We start from the raw sequence: 16,517 nt of genomic DNA on the forward strand, positions 1-16,517 counted from the left end.
GTTCAGTGTGCCGCAACCTGGTACGGCTGCCGGGTCCGGCGCAGCAACATCACCGTGCGCCCGGCCCGGTTCAGCGCCAGCATCAGCAGGATGATCCCGGCGGAGGTCACGATCTTCGCCCCGCTGGCCGAGGCCCACACGTCCACGCCCAGGCGCACCGCCAGCATGACGAACCACAGCAGCGACCCGGCCAGTCCCGTCCGCGCCTGCAACTCCCCGTCCACCCGCCGCATCTGCGACAACATCCCCATCCCGAGACCGATCCCCACACTCAGCACCGCCTCGAGCGCCAGCAGCGCCACCGCCAACCCCCCGATCGAGGCCCCGGCCACCGCCGACCGCGACACCAGCACCCCGACCACCGCCAGAATGATCGGCCCGCGCCACACCCGCGTGAGATCCACTACCTGCCACCGTGTCTGCCGATAGATGATCCACCCCAGCACCAGGACGACCAGGACACCGTCGAGTACCGCATTCTGCAAGCTCATGCTTCCAGCGTCGATCAGACAGGCCCGTCACCCCACCACCCGCGGGTGGACCCGGGGTGGAGATCGGCGGTCGGGAAGTCCACCTCCGGGGCAAGGTCCGTGGGATCTCAGGTGATCAGGCCGAGGTCGCGACGGCCCGGCCCGAGGACGGGGGCGGGGTCGGTGGCCACTACTCGGTGCAGGAGTTCGTGGTAGACGTCGCGGAAGTCGACGGTGGATTTGAGGTCACCGTCGTCGAGGTCGGTGAGGCTGGGTTCTTCGCCGTGGAAACCGCCGACGACCTGGGAGCCCGCGATGAAGACCGGGCCCGCGGTGCCGTGGTCGGTGCCCTGGGAGGCGTTGGCGGTCACGCGGCGGCCGAATTCGCTGTACGCCAACAGGACGACGTCGCGCCCGCGCGGATGTCCGGCCATACCGCGCAGGAATGCGGACACCGCCTGGTCCATCCGGCCGAGCAGTTGTTCCTGGGTGTGGCGTTCGTCGGCGTGGGTGTCGAACCCGCCCAGACTGACCGAGTAGACGCGGGTGGGCACACCGGCTTTGATGCACTGCGACACCAGATCCAGTTGCGTCGCGAGGGGATTGCCGCCGGACTCGGACTTGGCTTTCGTCTTCTTGCCCGTCTCGATCGACGAGAAGGCTTGTGAGACGGTCTGTTCCGAGTGGTATCCGCTGCACACGAATCCCTGTGCGGCACTGTCGTGCGGATCGGCTGCGGCCAGCCCGGCGAGTTCGGCCTTCAGCTGCGCCGACAGCGGAGCCGAGGACGGATCCAGCGCCGAGGCAGTGTGCTTCGCGCCGATCGCCAACGTCGGCAGGACCGAGCCGATATTGACCGCGCGCAGCGGATCGTCGCCGGTCGCGTCCAGCCAGCGGCCGACCCACCCGGTCGGCGACGGCTCATCGGGCACCGCGGTCTGCCAGATGTCCATGGACCGGAAATGACTGTGGTCCGGCTTCGGATATCCGACGCCGCGCACGATCGCCAGATCGTGCTGCCCCCACAGCTGCGCCAGACCCTTCATGGCCGGGTTGAGCCCGAGCTGCCCGTCCAGATGCAGCACCTCCTCCGGGCGATAGGACAATTCGGGACGTGCGTCGTGATATGCGTTGTCCGCGTAGGGAATCACGGTGTTGATACCGTCGTTGCCGCCGTACATGGTGAGTACCACCAGAATTCCCGATCCGGCGGGCAGCGGGGTGGTGCTCGCCGCATGGTGCAACTCGTCCCAGGTGATCGCCGAAGCCCCGAGCACCCCGAGCGCACCCAACACGCCGGAACCGACGAGGAATTGTCTGCGACTCACAGATGGCATGGCGTTTCCGTCTCTCAGCTCGTCAGGTATTCGGGAGTGTTCACGGCGATCGCGGCCAGCCGCGCCGGATTGCCGACCGCGGTGCGCAGCACCTTCGCACTGCGGTCGGACCACGCGCCCACACCCAGCAGATGTCCGGCGGCATCCACCCGATCGTTGCTACTCGCCGACGAAATCGGCGACAGGTCAGCGCCTTTGAGCAGTGCGGTGATCGCGGTCAGCCGAATCTGGGCTGCCGCGGTGGACATCCACGCCTGCCCGCTGGACCAGCCACCCACATTCGGCGGATAGAACGGCAACTGCCCCAGCGTGCGCAGCACCCCCATCACCCGATGCGCCTCGGTATCGCTGCTCAGCGGCACCCGCAACGCCCGCACCGCGCCGATCAGCCACTCCACCGGCGCGTGCGCGACGGTGTCACGGGCGCCGACGAACTCGGGATCGGTGAGGATCGCGGTGATCATCGCCCCCAGGTCACGACCGGGCCCGTACGCGGTGGTGATGCGCTCCAGCGCGGCCTGCGAGGGCGGATCGTCCGAGGCCAGTTGCTGCCACATCCGCCCGGCCACATACCGCGCCGACTCCGGGCGCGAGAGCACCGCATCGCAGAATTCCCGCACACCCAGCGGACCCGTCACGCCGAGAAGGGTTTTCGTCCCCGCGTCATGGCGTTTCGGATCGAATGCCGCCGCGCCGTTCTTGATCGTCCACCCCGTCAACGCCCGAGCCCCTTGGCGCACATCGGTTTCGGTGTAGCCGTTGCCGTGCCCGAGTGCGAACAGCTCCATGAATTCGCGGGACAGATTCTCGTTGGGGGCCTTGGCGGTATTGGTCTGGCCGTCGAGCCAGCGCAGCATCGCCGGATCGGTGAGCATCGCGTAGGCCAGGGTCGAGAAATCCCCGACGCCCATGGCGCGCAACGTCCGATTCTGCCCGGCCATCTCCGCCGCGCTGCGCACCTTCACCGCGGAGGTGGCGAAGTGGTTGTGCCACAACAGGGTCAGCTTCTCCCGCACGGGCACCTGCACGGCGGCCATCCGCCGCAACCACCACACGGTGAGCTCGTTCAGCTGTGCGGTGATCTCGGTGTTGTAGCGGTGGCGCTGGTCGGCGGTGGCCTTGCGATCGGGCGCCGCGACGAAGGAGAACTGTGGCATCGGCGTGGCGCGCGCCCCCGGATCGGCCTCCGGATCGGCCGCCAGCGCCGCGCGCAGATACGCCGCCGGATCGCTCACCGCGTCGATCTCCGGGCCCGCCGCACCGAATCCGGACCGGCGCAGCACCCGAGCGCTGCGCATCCACTGTGCTGATTGGCTGGCCATATTCCGAGTATCGGCGGTGCACAGCCCTTCCGCAGGACCCGCACCGCCGACCTTCAGCCAATCCTCAGCCCGCAACGGCCACAATGTCGGGTGTGCAGAACGGGCGAATCCTGGTCATCGAAGATGCCGAAGCCATTCGGGCGGCGGTCGCGTCCGGGCTGCGCGCGGCCGGTCACGAGATCCTCGCGCGCCCGGACGGCGGCGAGCTGGAACGGGATCTGGCGCAGTTCCGCCCCGACGTGGTGGTCCTGGACGTCATGCTGCCCGGACGCGACGGCTTCGCCCTGCTGGAATCGGTGCGCGCGCACTGCGCGGCGGGCGTGGTGATGCTCACCGCGCGGGACGGCGTGCAGGATCGGGTGCGCGGACTGCGCGCCGGATCGGACGACTACGTGGTCAAACCGTTCGATCTGACCGAACTGGTGGCCCGGGTGGAGGCGCTGCTGCGGCGAATGGGCAAGTTGCAGAACAAGATCACGATCGCGGATCTGGTGGTGGACGTCGAATCGGGAATCGTGTTGCGCGGCAACGAGACCGTCACCCTGACCGCCACCGAGTTCAAACTCCTGACCTATCTGGCCGCACATCGCGACCAGGTGGTCACCAAGACCCAGATCCTCACCGCCGTATGGGGTTACGAGGACTACGACCCGAATCTGGTGGAGGTGTACGTCAGCGCGGTCCGGCGCAAACTCGAGGAGCACGGGCCGCGACTGCTGCACACGGTGCGCGGTATGGGTTACGCCCTGCGAGCCGGGGACCGATGAGCACGCGCCGACCGAGTGCCGCGGCGAGGGCGTCATGAGGACCGTATCGCTGCGTCGCCGGGTAACCCTCACCGCCGCAATCGTTTCCGGGATCGCACTGGTGATCGTGGCGGTCGTGGTGCACGGCCTGTTCGCGGTCGTGGTCTCCCGCAGCGAGGACACCACCCTGACGGACCGGGTGCAGCTGGCCCGTCAGCTCGCCATGCAGAAGACCCCGCCCCGGGTGCTGATCGCCCGGGTCGACAATCGCTCGGTGCGGGCCAGCCTGGTGCTCGCGGACGGCCACACCTACGGCAGCCTCACTCCGCGTCGCGAGGCCGAGAACGTCGCCAAGACGCGACGGGTGATCCTGACCGGACCGGGTCAGCTCGATCATTCGCGGCTCACCGTGCAGATCGACGAGCCGCTGCTGGCCCGGATCGGCTCCCGGCTGGTCTGGGTGTTGGTCGCCGCGATCGCCGCGGCGCTGCTGCTGATCGCGGGCGGACTCTGGTTCGGGGTGCGCCGCGCCCTCGCGCCCCTGGATTCGATGACGCGCCTGGCCCGCGACATCGCCCGCGGTCACCGTGGCAGCCGGCTGTCCCCGGATCGCACCGATACCGAACTCGGCCGCACCGCAAGCGCTTTCGATGAAATGCTGGACGCCCTCGAGGGCGCCGAATCCCGGGCCCGCGGCTCCGAACAGCAGTTGCGTGCCTTCGTCGGCGATGCCGCGCACGAATTGCGCACCCCCGTCGCGGGCATCCGCGCCATCGCCGAGGCCGTCCTGCACCAACCGGCCGATGCTGATCCCGAGGAACGTCAACGCATGTATCTGCTGCTGGCCCGCGAGGCGCAGCGGGCCGGGCGGCTGGTCGACGATCTGCTCGACATGGCCCGGATCGATGCGGGCCTGCAACTGCACACCGAACCGGTGGAGCTGTACGAGCTCACCGGAATTCAGCTCGATCGCGTCCGGACGCTGCACCCCGAGGTGGAATTCCGGCTCGACGGCCAGGCCGTGCGCACGATCGCCGATCCGGAACGCATCGGGCAGATCCTGGTGAACATCCTGAGCAACGCGTGTCAGGCCATGCCCGCGGGCGGGGTGGTCACCGTGCACGTCGAGGCCAGCGACGACATGGCCCGGATCACGATCGCCGACACCGGCCCCGGCATCGCTCCGGACGACCGTGAACGCATCTTCGACCGGCTGGTGCGCCTGAATCAGGCCCGCGAAACCCGTTCGGGTGGTTCGGGCCTGGGCCTGCCCATCGCCCGCGGCATCGCCCGAGTCCACGGCGGCGATCTGAACTGCACCGAACCCGAGGACGGTCGCGGGGCACGATTCGTGCTGACCCTGAAGATCGGCTGAAGGTACGCGGGTCGAACCCCGGATTTCAGCGCGTCCTCAGCTACGCCGGGCAAATTCGGTTCGACAGCACGAATCGACCGAACGGAGTTTCCCTGTGAAACGCATCGCCGCCACCCTGCTCACCGCCACCGCGGGTCTGGCCACCCTCGCGATCGCCCTGCCCGCGACCGCCTCCGCGGATCCCGCACAGTGCACCGTGCAGAACCGCGCCGCGGCCCATGCCGCCGCCGCACCGAAGGTCGCCGCGTATCTGGCCGCCCACCCCGACCTCTCCGCCGAACTCGCCCACATCAGGACCCTGCCGAAGGATCAGCGCAAGGCCGAACGCCAGTCCTACCGCCAGGCCCATCCGGATCTGATCGCGGGCCTGCGCGGCGCGCGTCAGCCGGTGATCGACTACCGGCACGCCTGCCACCGGTAGTCGAGCTCGAGCCTCCCGACTCGGGAATCGATCGGCCGCTGCCGCATCGACACTCAGCAGGTGAGCCGGACCCGACGCCGGTGATCGGTCATGTCACCGGCGTCGGGCTGATCCGCAGCAGCACGGTGTCGTGTGCGGCCACCTGAGCGCCGACCGCGGTGCGCACGGTCGCGTGTGCACCCGACCACAGGTTGCGGGCCGTGAAACCTTCCGCCGCAGGCAGATCCAGACGCGCGAGCGGGATGGAGATGGTGGCGGTCGAATCGTCGTTGTTCCACAGCGCCACGGCCACCGAACCGTCCGACAACGTTCTGCGCCAGACCTTTTCGTCGGTCCCGGGCACCACGGTGACCGGTGCGGCGAGCAGATCCTGATCCACCGCGATGATCGCCGGATCCGTCAGCAGCCGCCAGGTCGTCTCGTTCATGTAGGGCAGGGCGTTTCCGGCGATCAGCGGTGCGGCCAGCAGGGCCCACATGCCGAACTGGGTCCGCTGCTCGGCCTCGGTCAGCCCGGGATACGAGGTGCCGAGCACACCCGGGACGCCGACCTCGAGCATATCCGGGTCGGCCCAATGCCCCGCACCGGCTCTCTTCGCCGACGCAACGGTGCTGGAGAGGATTTCGCTGACCCCCTGATCACCGGCCGGGCCCTGGTGCAATGCCCAGCCCGGCAGCAGATCGTTGGTCGTACGCCACAGGGTGCCGATGCCGGACCAGTCGTAGATCCCGCCCGGCGGCGCACCGGGAACCCGGCTGTTGGGATTGATGCTGTACACGATCGGACGTCCGGTGGCGCGCAATGCATCTCGCATGCTCGTGAATGCAGATACCTGGCGGTCGATATTGGAATCCGGTGAGCACCAGTCGTATTTGAGATAATCCACACCCCACGAAGCGAATGTGCGCGCGTCGAGCGGCTCGTGTCCGGAACTTCCGGTACTTCCCGGATAGGTTCCGGAAATCTGTGCGCAGGTGCGGGAATTCGGACTCTCGTAAATACCGAATTTCAATCCACGCGCGTGCACATAAGCGGCCAGGGCCGCGATACCGTGCGGAAAACGCGTCGGATCCGGTTGTAGCGCACCGGAAGCCGCGCGCTGCAATGCGAACCAGCAGTCGTCCACCACGACGTATCGATAACCGGCCTCGCGCATCCCGCTGGCCACCATGGCGTCGGCCGCCTGCTCCACCGTGTGCTCGTCCACCGAACAGCCGTAGGCGTTCCAGGAATTCCAGCCCATCGGCGGAGTCCGCGCCACGCCGGGAATCGCGATCGCGGTCTCACCCAGGTGCACGGTATCGGCGAACGGCGCGGAGGCCACACCCCCGATCAGCACCAGCGCCACCGTCAGCGCGGCCACCAGCACCACCACACCGTGCCGCGCGCCCGGCCGTCCGCCGGAGCCGTCACCGGACAGCGCAGAACGCCCCACCCGACCCGGGATGGGGCGTCCTACCTTCGAAACCACCTGTTACGCAACGCCTTCCGCGCGCGCCGCAGCGGCCACAGCCTCGGCCACCGCCGGGGCGACCCGCGGATCCAGCGGACTCGGGATGATCTTGTCCGCGGCCAGTTCGTCGCGCACCACACCGAAGATCGCGTTGGCGGCTGCCACCTTCATCCCCTCGGTGATCCGGCGCGCGCCAGCGTCCAGCGCACCCTTGAACACGCCCGGGAAGGCGAGCACGTTGTTGATCTGGTTCGGGAAGTCACTGCGGCCGGTGGCCACGATCTGCGCGTACTTCTGCGCGATGTCGGGGTGGATCTCCGGGTCCGGGTTGGACATGGCGAACACGATCGCATCCGAGGCCATCGACGCGATCAATTCCTCGGCGATGGTGCCGGCGGACAGGCCCATGAACACGTCCGCACCGGCCAGCGCCTCGGCCGCGCCGCCACTGAGCTTGCGCGGGTTGCTGCGCTGCGCCAGTTCGGCCTTGACCTCGTTGAGGTCGGTGCGATCGGTGCCGACGATGCCCTTCGAGTCGAGCACGACCACATCGGTCACGCCCGCGGCGAGCATGATGTTGGTGCAGGCCACACCGGCCGCACCGGCGCCGGACACCACGACCTTCAGATCCTTGATGTCGCGGCTCTGCACGCTGGCCGCACCGTTGAGCGCGGCCAGCACCACGATCGCGGTGCCGTGCTGATCGTCGTGCATGACCGGGCAGTCCAGCGCCTCGATCACGCGCTTCTCGATCTCGAAGCAGCGGGGAGCCGAGATGTCCTCCAGGTTGACCGCGCCGAAGCTGTGCCGCATCCGGACCAGGGTCTCCACGATCTCGTCGACGTCCTTGGTGTCCAGGACGATCGGAATCGAGTTCAGATCGGCGAACTTCTTGAACAGCGCCGCCTTGCCCTCCATCACCGGCAGCGAGGCGCGCGGGCCGATATCGCCCAGCCCCAGCACCGCGGTGCCGTCACTGACGACCGCGACCAGGCGGTCGGTCCAGGTGTAGCGCTTGGCCAGTGCGTCGTCCGACGCGATGGCCCGGCTCACCTGTGCCACACCCGGGGTGTATGCGATGGACAGATCACGCTGCGAGTCGAGCGGCGCGCTGAGTTCCACCGAGAGCTTGCCTCCGAGATGGCCGGCGAAAATCTCTTCGTGCGTGATCTCGGACAGGCTGGCAGTTGCATTCGGTGCGTCAGTCACAGATGACACGATTTCACTCCTGCTCGATGCGGACTAAACCGGGGGACGGTTACCGTCGGGTATGGAAATAAGGGATTTTTCGGGTTACTCGAGGGTGCGCCGAATGCGCTCACGCATGTCTCGCAATACCGTTCAGTAGTTACATCGCGGCAAGCCGCAAGGGGTATTACGAGACACGGTTCACGTATCGCTGCACAGATCCGTCGAGCCGGAGCCGGATGGTTGTCCGGACAATGCACTACGGTGGTGATCCGCGGACCGGAGCCGTGCGTCACGGATCGCCGTTCACCAACCTGCCCGGGCCGGGCGGTGGCGTCGGCCGGGATCCGGAACATTCTGCCAGCAGCCCCGGAACTTGCCAAATCCCCCCGCACGGCGGCGGGTCCAGAACCGCTGGGATGTGCCATTTCCCGAGGCTACGTGGCGCAAATTACCCCCCGGTCACCGAAGGCCGACCTTCCGCGCGAAGGATCGGTGAACTGTCGCACCGGGATCAGGGCGGCGAAGTGCGGGCGATCCGGCCCGCCCGATCAGGCGGTGGCCAGATCCGTCGGCTCGAGTTGGGAAACCGGCTCGGCCTGCGGCTGCTGCGCGGGGACGACCGGCTCGCACGCCTGCGGACGCACCCAGACCGTGGACACGCCGCCGCTGAGCAGACGGCGGCACCAATGGTCGACGATCTGGGGATGGTCGGTACGCCGATGGATGCCGCGGGATTCGGTCCTGGCCAGCGCGCTGTATTTGGTCCAGCGCGCCACCGCCAGCAGCGCCGCGGCCTCGCGGGCGTGCAATCGATCCGCGCCGCTGCCGCCGAGCGCGAATTCGGTGGCGGGCCACAGGGCGTCGAGTTCGGCGATGCTGTTGCGCAGGCTGTCCGCGCTGCGTCGATAACTGCGCCGCATGGGCAGGGTGTGCTCCTGGACCAGACCGATCACCGCACGCGGATCGAGCCCGGAACCACCGTGCAAGCCCGCACCCGGAACCAGTCGCACCGGCCCCCGACGGCCACGTCCGGTCGCGAAGCGGGCCGCACCCGCACCCGCCCACGCACCCGAGGACATCGCCCAGCCCCCGCCCTGCCCGCCGAATCCGCCGACCGCGCCGGTGACGGGTTCGCGCCCAGCCACCTCACCGGCCGCGAACAATCCCGGAACCGTTGTGGCGCAATCGAATCCGATCAGATGCACACCGCCCGTGCCGCGCACGGTGCCCTCCAGCACCGCGCGCACCGGCATGCGCGCGAGATCACCACTCACCCGCCGCCCCAGCACGGCGTCACGGGGATCGACCTCCCAACAGGCATAGACGCGTCGTCCGTCCGCGAGAGCAGTGAGCGCCTGTGCGCCGAATCCCTCTCCCGCACTGCCGAATACCGTGCCGGACTCGTCGCAGAGGGTGGCCGTTCGCAGCGCCGTCCGAGCGGCGGCCGCGCGCCGCTCCGCGCCCGCCGGATGCGGCCCCAGCACCGGAGCCAGGGAATACGCGCTGGAGAACTCCATACCGGACAGCTCCCCACCGACCTCGGCGGCCATCAGCATCCCGTCGCCGGTGTCGACGTCGGTCCCGGCGCCGCCGGACCGGAACGCGCATCCGCCCGTCGCCAGCACCACCGACCCGGCCCGCACAGACCAGGATCGGAAACCCTCGTGCAGCGCGACGCCCGCCGCACCCGACACCACCCCCTCGGTGTCCACGACCAGTTGCAGCGCCGGGTGGTGATCCAGAATCCGCACCCCGGCCAGCACGAGCGCGCGACGCATCCGGGCGAGATACTGCGCACCGTCCAGCCGGACCCGGGTGGCGCGCGCCGCGCGCTCCCCCGGGTCGCGCCGCCCCCAGCGGGCCAACCGGCCCGCGTGCCGATGGGTCTCGGCCAGCATCCGCGCCATCCATTCCGGATCGCCGAGGCAGCCGCCGTCCGCCAATCCGCGCTGCACCGCCGCGTCACGGAGCGGGCCGGGCGGGATATTCCACAGCGAGACAAAGCCTTTCGCGGTCGGACCGCTGTGCCCACAGCGGGCCTTGTCGACCAGCACCACCCGGACTCCGGCCCGCGCGGCGGCCAGTGCCGCCCACACTCCGGCCGGGCCGCCGCCCAGCACCAGGACGTCGGCCTCGAGGTCGATCACGGCCGCCTCCCGCGGCTACCCGACTCCACCCGATACAGGCCTGCCAGCGCCGCGGACTGCTTCGAAGATTCGCTCGCGATCTTGCTCACAGAGAATAAGGTTCGGGCACAATTCACCCATTGGCAACCATTACACGGAGTTCAATTCCACCATTGCGTAACCAATAGATAACCTGCCGCCACAAAAACAACCAGCGATCCGGAAATAGCGGACAAACCTCGACGCCGATCGGCAAACACCTGCCCAACCACGGCGGCCGCCGACAAACCGATATGCCAGCCCACCATCTTCCCGCCCGGACCCGGATACCCCCGCACCTCTCCCACGATCGCCGAGCCGGCCACCACCAAGGCCAGAACCACCATCCCCGCCGCCACCGCGCCACTGATCGCCCGCAGAACCCTCACGCCGCGCACTCCGTCCCACACCGATCCACCGCACGCCGCCATTTCTCCCGCCCCGATACGCTCACATCGCCTCCCGCGCTCCGCCACGACACCCGAAAGGTGCAACGCGGGGCCCTGCCACAACCTTCCGATCCCGCCCGAAAGTTCTGGCCCACAACGGAACAAAACCGACATCCATCGGTCATCCCGGGCGATCTCGCATCGCCCCGATCGAGATCCGGGCCCTTCGATGACATACCGCAGTCAGCTACTTCCATCGAAATGTGTTTTCTTACAAAGAAATGTGACTTCCACCGAACTCCCGTACCCACGCGGCCGGGATCGAGTTCCGGGCCGCGGAGATTGCGGCCCCCTGTGATGGCGCGTGGTCCGGGCGTCATGCGGTGATCACCGGGGCGCCGGTCGCCTTGCTGACGAGCTTCTCGAATTGCACTGGGTCCGTGGTGCATTCACCCAGCTCGATGACCTTGTTCGCGCCGTGGTAGTCCGAGGAGCCGGTGGTGAGCAGACCGAGTTCGGCGGCCAGATCGCGCAGGACCGCGCGGTCGGACGGATTGTGGTCGGGGTGGTCGAGTTCCAGGCCGCCGAGGCCGACGGTGGCCAGATCGCGGATCTCGTCGAGCGCCAGCAGCCGACCGCGCGTGCGGGCGCGAGCATGGGCCACCACGGCGACTCCGCCTGCCGCGGTGACCATTTCGACCGCAGCATGCAGGGGGGTGTCGGCCTTCTCCGCGTAGTAGCGGCCACGCGGGGCCAACAGTTCCGCGAAAGCCGCGTCCACCGTCGGCACCACACCGGCCGCGACGAGAGCGCGCGCCAGATGCGGTCGGCCCGCCGCGGGGCCCGTCGAAGCCAGCACCTCGTCCGGATCGACGGGCAGACCGTCGGCGGCCATCCGCTCGGCCATCGCCCGCACCCGGGCCACCCGCTCACCACGCAGCCGCTCCCGCTCCCGGGCGAACGCGACATCGGTCGGATCGAACAGATAGGCCAGCAGATGCACCGGCACCGGCCACCCGTCCTCCCCCATCCCCTGACACGACATCTCCATACCGCGCACCAGACTCATCCCCGCCGGTAACGCCCCGGCGGCCTCGCCCCACCCCGCGGTCGTATCGTGATCGGTGATCGCAATCACATCGAGCCCCGCCGCCGCGGCACTCCGGATCAGCTCACCGGGACTCTCGGTCCCATCGGACGCACTGCTGTGGGTATGAAGGTCGATGCGCACGGCTGTATTTTCTGCCTCCGCTCCGCTGCGGCGGGCCGCGGCCCCCCCAAGGGCCGATTCTTCCCTCCCTCCGCTCCCCCGCTTCGCTCCTCCGCTCCGGTCAGTCCAGAATCGACCCGGGCCGCGGCCTTGGAGTTGGCGTTGTCCGAGGTCGGCGGAACTCAGGTGCCCGCGAGGGTTCGGTCTCGGGGTGGGGCGTTGTCAGAGGTTTGCGGCGCCTCGGCCCGGGTCGCGCACGTCGATACCGGCCTCGGTCCATGCCTCACGCAGCGCGGGTGCACCGCGCAGGCGCACCCAGGCGGCCTCGGTGGCGGTGATCGGCGACACCGCCAGGAAGCGCACGGGCTCCGCGGGGTCGGGGAGGGTGAGGTCGGGGATGTCGCCGGGGCCGAGCAGGACAGCGGTGAACGGGGCGTTGTGCCACAACGGTTCTCCCAGGTCCAGCAGCGCGTCCGGTTGCAGCACAACGCCTTCCACCGCAGGTGAGGCGATCAGCACACCCAGCGCACGGGTCAACCCGGTGTGCGCGTCGCCACCGCGCAGCGTCAGCACCAGTTCCGCGCGCGGCCCGCGCTCCGGATCGACGACGGCCGCACCGGGATCGGTCATCGGATGCCGCGCGCCGCCGAGCGTGACGTAGTGCACGAACTCACCGTCGGGAATGCGCAGGATCTCGATCGGCTCGAGTCCGAGGAATGTCACCGAGGCCGAATCCGCACTCGACGCCGCGAAATGCCCGAGCACCGCCGCTCGGACCGATTCGATCACATCCATGCCGACCCGGCTCCCCCCTCGGCGCGGCACCGTCTGATTGCGCGCCACCGAGGTGCGCGTGCCGGATAGCTCATACCGCTCAGATCGCCAGCCGGGCCAGCATGTCGCGAGCCTGTTCGGCGGCCTTCGGCTCACACAGCACGTCGTAACGACCGGCCACCAGCTGCATGGTGGAGGCGAAATCACGCTGGCCCCGAGTGGCCGCGTACGGGATCGAGGTGGAGATGACGCCGAAGATCACACCGCCCACCAGGCCGACGATCAACGGGCCGACCGCGCCGCCGCTGGTGAACAGGCTCAGCAGCAGGCCGAGGAACAGGCCCAGCCACGCGCCCGAAACCATGCCGCCGCCAATGACTTTGCCCCAGGTCAACCGGTAGAGCACCCGCTCGACCTGCATCAGGTCCACCCCGACGATGGTCACGTTCTCCACCGGGAACTGGTTGTCGGCCAGATAGTCGACCGCGCGCTGGGCCTCGGCATACGTCGGATACGACCCGACCGGCCAGCCCGACGGCGGGGTCGGCAGGCCCTGCCGATTGCGGTTCGAATTCCCGAGTGGGTTGGTCATAACTCCATCATGCTAGTTCTCGGCGGCCGACGGGGGTACGAAACGCGTGGTTCGCACCATTCCCGCAGCACGCCCCTTCTCCGCTATGACGTGCGCCATCTTCGCGCTCGCCTCATCGATCATCTCCTCACCCAGCATGACCGCGCCGCGCGCACCGCCGTCGGCCGAGGTGTGATAGGCGTACGCGTCCAGAATCTCCTCGGCGCGGTCGTAATCGGCCTGCCGCGGACTGAAGATCTCGTTCGCGGCCTCGATCTGCGTCGGATGCAGCACCCACTTGCCGTCGAAACCCAGCGCCGCGGTGCGAGCCGCCGCCCGCCGGAACGCGTCGAGATCACGAATCTGCAGGTAGGGGCCATCGATCGCCTGCAGCCCGTGTGCGCGGGCGGTGAGCAGGATGGTCATCAGAATGTGGTGGTAGGCATCGCCGGTGTCGTAGCCCTCCGGCTGCTCCCCGACCACCAGCGTGCGCATATTGATACTGGCCATGAAATCCGCGGGACCGAACACCAGCGTCTGCACCCGCGGGCTCGCGGTGGCGATCTCATCGATGTTGCGCAGGCCCAGCGCGTTCTCCAGCTGCGGTTCGATGCCGATACTGCCGACCTCGAGCTCGCACGCCTTCTCCAGCTGGGTCAACAGCAGATCCAGCGCCCGCACCTGACCCGCGTCGACCACCTTGGGCAGCAGGATCGCGTCCAGATGCGCACCCGCGCCCTCGACCACGGCGATCACGTCGGCGTAGGTCCACGGCGTGGTCCAGTCGTTGACCCGCACCACCCGGATCTGATCGCCCCAGCCCGGCGAATTCAACGCCGCGACAATATTTCCCCGCGCCGCGGCCTTGGCGGCCGGAGCCACCGCATCCTCGAGATCCAGGAATATCTCGTCTGCCGGAAGACCCTTGGCCTTCTCGATCATCCGGGGGTTGCTGCCGGGAACTGCGAGCACCGAACGGCGGGTTGGCATGCGCGACTCCTCCAGGTCTGGGTTCGGTGGTGAGTCTATCGATACGGCCTCGGAGCGGTGCCTCTAACCTTTCAGGCATGGCTTCGACGAGGGTTTTCGCGGCCAGGCTCGCCGGTCTGGTGGTCCTGGGGCCGGACGGCGAATCGATCGGCCGTGTCCGGGACGCGGCCATCTCCATCCGCTACGACCGACAACAACCCCGAGTGCTCGGGCTCATCGTCGAATTGCCAACGCGCAAACGCATTTTCGTGCCCATGCTGCGGGTCACCTCGATCGAGCCCGGTTCGGTCAGCCTCAACACCGGAACGGTCAGCCTGCGCCGGTTCCAGAAACGTCCCGGCGAGATGCTCGCCCTGGCCCAGATCCTCGACTCGCGCGTACAGGTCGAGGACCCCGATCTGCCCGAACTCGCCGGCGTCGAGGTCTTCGTGGCCGATCTGGGCATGGAACAGACCCGCACCCGCGACTGGGTGGTCTCGCGCGTCGCGGTGCGCCGGTATCGCGGACTGGGCCGGGCCCTGCGCCGCAGCGCGGTACACGTCGTGGACTGGACCGAGGTGCGCGGCCTGAATCTGCAACAACTCAACCTGCCCGGCCAGAGCGTGACCGCCCTGCTGGAACAGTTCGAGGGTCTGCGCCCCGCCGATGTGGCCCATCTGCTGCGCGAACTGCCCGAGAAACGTCGCATCGAACTGGTCCGCGCCCTGGACAACGAGCGCCTCGCCGACGTCGTCCAGGAACTGCCCGAAACCGACCAGATCGATGTCGTACAGAATCTGGGCGTGTCCCGCGCGGCCGACGTCCTCGAAGCGATGGATCCCGACGACGCCGCCGACCTGCTGGGCGAACTGCCCGAGGGGGAGGCCGAGGCGCTGCTGGCGCAGATGGATCCGGAGGAATCCGAACCGGTGCGCCGCCTGCTCGAATACTCCCCCTACACCGCGGGCGGCATGATGACCCCCGAACCGGTGGTGCTGCCCCCGGCCGCCAACGTGGCCGAGGCGCTGGCGCGGGTGCGCGATCCGGATCTGCCCGCGGCGCTGGCCTCGATGGTGTTCGTGGTCCGGCCGCCGACGGCCACTCCGACGGGACGTTATCTGGGTTGCGTGCACACGCAGCGATTACTGCGCGAACCACCGGCAACCCTGCTCGGCGGTATCGTCGACACCGATCTGTCCCAGCTCCGGCCCGAGACCTCGCTTCCGGCGGTGACCCGCTACTTCGCCACCTACAACCTGGTCTGCGGGCCGGTGGTCGATTCGGAGAATCACCTCGTGGGCGCGGTGACCGTCGACGATGTTCTCGATCATCTGTTGCCCGAGGACTGGCGAGAACACGATGAGGAGGCGCACGACGTCCAGCCCGCCGCGCACGCCGGCAAGGGCATGGGGGTCGGGGCCGAAGGAGAACTGCAGTGACAGACCGCGCCGATAAGCCACGTGCCCGCCTGGAGACCCCGGTCGAGAGCAGATTCCGATTCGATTTCGACGCCGAGGCGATGGCCAGGACCAGCGAGCGGATTGCCCGATTCCTGGGCACCGGCCGCTATCTGGTGATCCAGACCGTCATCGTGTTCGTGTGGATCGTGCTGAACATCTTCACGATCGCCCTGCGCTGGGATCCCTATCCGTTCATCCTGCTCAACCTGGCCTTCTCCACTCAGGCCGCCTATGCCGCGCCGCTGATCCTGCTGGCGCAGAACCGGCAGGACAACCGGGACCGGGTCTCGCTCGAAGAGGATCGTCGCCGCTCCGCGCAGACCAAGGCCGATACCGAGTTCCTGGCCCGCGAACTGGCGGCGTTGCGGATCGCGGTGGGTGAGGTGGCCACGCGCGACTATCTGCGCCGAGAGCTGGAGGACATCAAGGGCATGCTGAACCGGATCGAGTCCATCGCCCCGCTGGACGATGAAGATCCGGGCGATGGGGCCAAAACGAGGAAGAGTACCGATCGAAAGCGGGGCCCGGTACCGATTTCGCCACAACTGAGCGGCAACTGACCGCAAATATCGACAACATCGTCGTGACCCATAGGTAACCTGGATCACGTTGTTCGGAACGGCGGGTTGTACCCGAGCCGCTCACATGACCAGAGGGGATTGGT

The 16,517-nt window shown here is 68.3% G+C and carries 16 protein-coding genes; 5 read left to right on the plus strand and 11 right to left on the minus strand.

Annotation, left to right across the window (positions count from 1 at the left end; genetic code table 11):
• Nucleotides 1-2: 2 nt before the first annotated feature.
• From ON40_RS27000 to ON40_RS27010, 3 genes are all read right to left on the minus strand, one after another.
• Nucleotides 3-491, minus strand: coding sequence for a hypothetical protein (locus tag ON40_RS27000; protein ID WP_051193591.1), 489 nt, complete (start codon nucleotides 489-491; stop codon nucleotides 3-5).
• 107 nt (nucleotides 492-598) lie between these two features.
• Complete coding sequence (locus ON40_RS27005; protein WP_040827430.1) at nucleotides 599-1,807, minus strand: DUF1501 domain-containing protein; 1,209 nt, start codon at nucleotides 1,805-1,807, stop codon at nucleotides 599-601.
• Between the two features lie 14 nt (nucleotides 1,808-1,821).
• Entirely contained in the window at nucleotides 1,822-3,129 is a 1,308-nt protein-coding gene (locus tag ON40_RS27010; RefSeq protein WP_040827570.1) for a DUF1800 domain-containing protein, read from the minus strand.
• Between the two features lie 83 nt (nucleotides 3,130-3,212).
• Here ON40_RS27010 and ON40_RS27015 point away from each other — a divergent pair, with 83 nt between their 5' ends.
• The 3 genes from ON40_RS27015 to ON40_RS27025 all read left to right on the plus strand — a co-directional run bounded on the left by ON40_RS27015 (nucleotide 3,213) and on the right by ON40_RS27025 (nucleotide 5,671).
• The gene (locus ON40_RS27015) at nucleotides 3,213-3,896 is read left to right on the plus strand and encodes a response regulator transcription factor (protein WP_040827431.1); all 684 of its coding nucleotides are present in this window, start codon (nucleotides 3,213-3,215) and stop codon (nucleotides 3,894-3,896) included.
• A 34-nt stretch (nucleotides 3,897-3,930) separates the two neighbouring features.
• On the plus strand, nucleotides 3,931-5,250 hold the full coding sequence (locus ON40_RS27020; RefSeq protein ID WP_040827433.1) for a sensor histidine kinase: 1,320 nt from the start codon (nucleotides 3,931-3,933) through the stop codon (nucleotides 5,248-5,250).
• A 94-nt stretch (nucleotides 5,251-5,344) separates the two neighbouring features.
• Nucleotides 5,345-5,671, plus strand: a complete 327-nt coding sequence (locus tag ON40_RS27025) for a hemophore-related protein (protein WP_040827435.1) — start codon at nucleotides 5,345-5,347, stop codon at nucleotides 5,669-5,671.
• Nucleotides 5,672-5,759: 88 nt separating this feature from the next.
• On the opposite strand, the gene ON40_RS27030 is transcribed toward ON40_RS27025, so the two are convergent.
• The 8 genes from ON40_RS27030 to ON40_RS27065 form a co-directional block, all read right to left on the minus strand.
• Nucleotides 5,760-7,142: a glycoside hydrolase family 27 protein gene (locus tag ON40_RS27030; protein ID WP_245568009.1), complete on the minus strand. Its 1,383-nt coding sequence runs from the start codon at nucleotides 7,140-7,142 to the stop codon at nucleotides 5,760-5,762.
• Between the two features lie 3 nt (nucleotides 7,143-7,145).
• A complete protein-coding gene (locus tag ON40_RS27035; protein WP_040827438.1) occupies nucleotides 7,146-8,342 on the minus strand; it encodes an NAD(P)-dependent malic enzyme in 1,197 nt (398 codons plus the stop codon).
• A 521-nt stretch (nucleotides 8,343-8,863) separates the two neighbouring features.
• A complete protein-coding gene (locus ON40_RS27040; protein ID WP_051193592.1) occupies nucleotides 8,864-10,462 on the minus strand; it encodes an FAD-dependent oxidoreductase in 1,599 nt (532 codons plus the stop codon).
• Between the two features lie 140 nt (nucleotides 10,463-10,602).
• Nucleotides 10,603-10,869, minus strand: a complete 267-nt coding sequence (locus tag ON40_RS27045; RefSeq protein ID WP_040827572.1) for a hypothetical protein — start codon at nucleotides 10,867-10,869, stop codon at nucleotides 10,603-10,605.
• A 376-nt stretch (nucleotides 10,870-11,245) separates the two neighbouring features.
• Complete coding sequence (locus ON40_RS27050; RefSeq protein WP_040827440.1) at nucleotides 11,246-12,100, minus strand: PHP domain-containing protein; 855 nt, start codon at nucleotides 12,098-12,100, stop codon at nucleotides 11,246-11,248.
• A 201-nt stretch (nucleotides 12,101-12,301) separates the two neighbouring features.
• Nucleotides 12,302-12,874: a suppressor of fused domain protein gene (locus tag ON40_RS27055; RefSeq protein ID WP_083895955.1), complete on the minus strand. Its 573-nt coding sequence runs from the start codon at nucleotides 12,872-12,874 to the stop codon at nucleotides 12,302-12,304.
• A 79-nt stretch (nucleotides 12,875-12,953) separates the two neighbouring features.
• On the minus strand, nucleotides 12,954-13,445 hold the full coding sequence (locus tag ON40_RS27060; protein ID WP_040827443.1) for a YflT domain-containing protein: 492 nt from the start codon (nucleotides 13,443-13,445) through the stop codon (nucleotides 12,954-12,956).
• 12 nt (nucleotides 13,446-13,457) lie between these two features.
• Nucleotides 13,458-14,414, minus strand: coding sequence for an HpcH/HpaI aldolase/citrate lyase family protein (locus ON40_RS27065; protein WP_040827445.1), 957 nt, complete (start codon nucleotides 14,412-14,414; stop codon nucleotides 13,458-13,460).
• A 77-nt stretch (nucleotides 14,415-14,491) separates the two neighbouring features.
• Here ON40_RS27065 and ON40_RS27070 point away from each other — a divergent pair, with 77 nt between their 5' ends.
• Both ON40_RS27070 and ON40_RS27075 read left to right on the plus strand, forming a co-directional pair.
• A complete protein-coding gene (locus ON40_RS27070; RefSeq protein WP_051193593.1) occupies nucleotides 14,492-15,832 on the plus strand; it encodes a magnesium transporter MgtE N-terminal domain-containing protein in 1,341 nt (446 codons plus the stop codon).
• Entirely contained in the window at nucleotides 15,829-16,413 is a 585-nt protein-coding gene (locus ON40_RS27075) for a DUF1003 domain-containing protein (protein ID WP_040827447.1), read from the plus strand. The genes ON40_RS27070 and ON40_RS27075 overlap by 4 nt, the downstream gene beginning before the upstream one ends.
• Nucleotides 16,414-16,517 lie beyond the last annotated feature (104 nt).

It is taken from the genome of Nocardia jiangxiensis NBRC 101359 (genome assembly GCF_000308615.1).
Classification (GTDB): Bacteria; Actinomycetota; Actinomycetes; order Mycobacteriales; family Mycobacteriaceae; genus Nocardia; species Nocardia jiangxiensis.

Excerpts from the sequence above, each read along its gene's own strand:
- ON40_RS27020 (WP_040827433.1), top strand. The coding sequence starts at position 3,931 with ATGAGGACCGTATCGCTGCGTCGCCGGGTAACCCTCACCGCCGCAATC.
- ON40_RS27070 (WP_051193593.1), top strand. The coding sequence starts at position 14,492 with ATGGCTTCGACGAGGGTTTTCGCGGCCAGGCTCGCCGGTCTGGTGGTC.
- ON40_RS27000 (WP_051193591.1), bottom strand. The coding sequence starts at position 491 with ATGAGCTTGCAGAATGCGGTACTCGACGGTGTCCTGGTCGTCCTGGTG.
- ON40_RS27010 (WP_040827570.1), bottom strand. The coding sequence starts at position 3,129 with ATGGCCAGCCAATCAGCACAGTGGATGCGCAGCGCTCGGGTGCTGCGC.
- ON40_RS27060 (WP_040827443.1), bottom strand. The coding sequence starts at position 13,445 with ATGACCAACCCACTCGGGAATTCGAACCGCAATCGGCAGGGCCTGCCG.
- ON40_RS27065 (WP_040827445.1), bottom strand. The coding sequence starts at position 14,414 with ATGCCAACCCGCCGTTCGGTGCTCGCAGTTCCCGGCAGCAACCCCCGG.
- ON40_RS27055 (WP_083895955.1), bottom strand. The coding sequence starts at position 12,874 with ATGGATGTGATCGAATCGGTCCGAGCGGCGGTGCTCGGGCATTTCGCG.
- ON40_RS27015 (WP_040827431.1), top strand. The coding sequence starts at position 3,213 with ATGTCGGGTGTGCAGAACGGGCGAATCCTGGTCATCGAAGATGCCGAA.
- ON40_RS27005 (WP_040827430.1), bottom strand. The coding sequence starts at position 1,807 with ATGCCATCTGTGAGTCGCAGACAATTCCTCGTCGGTTCCGGCGTGTTG.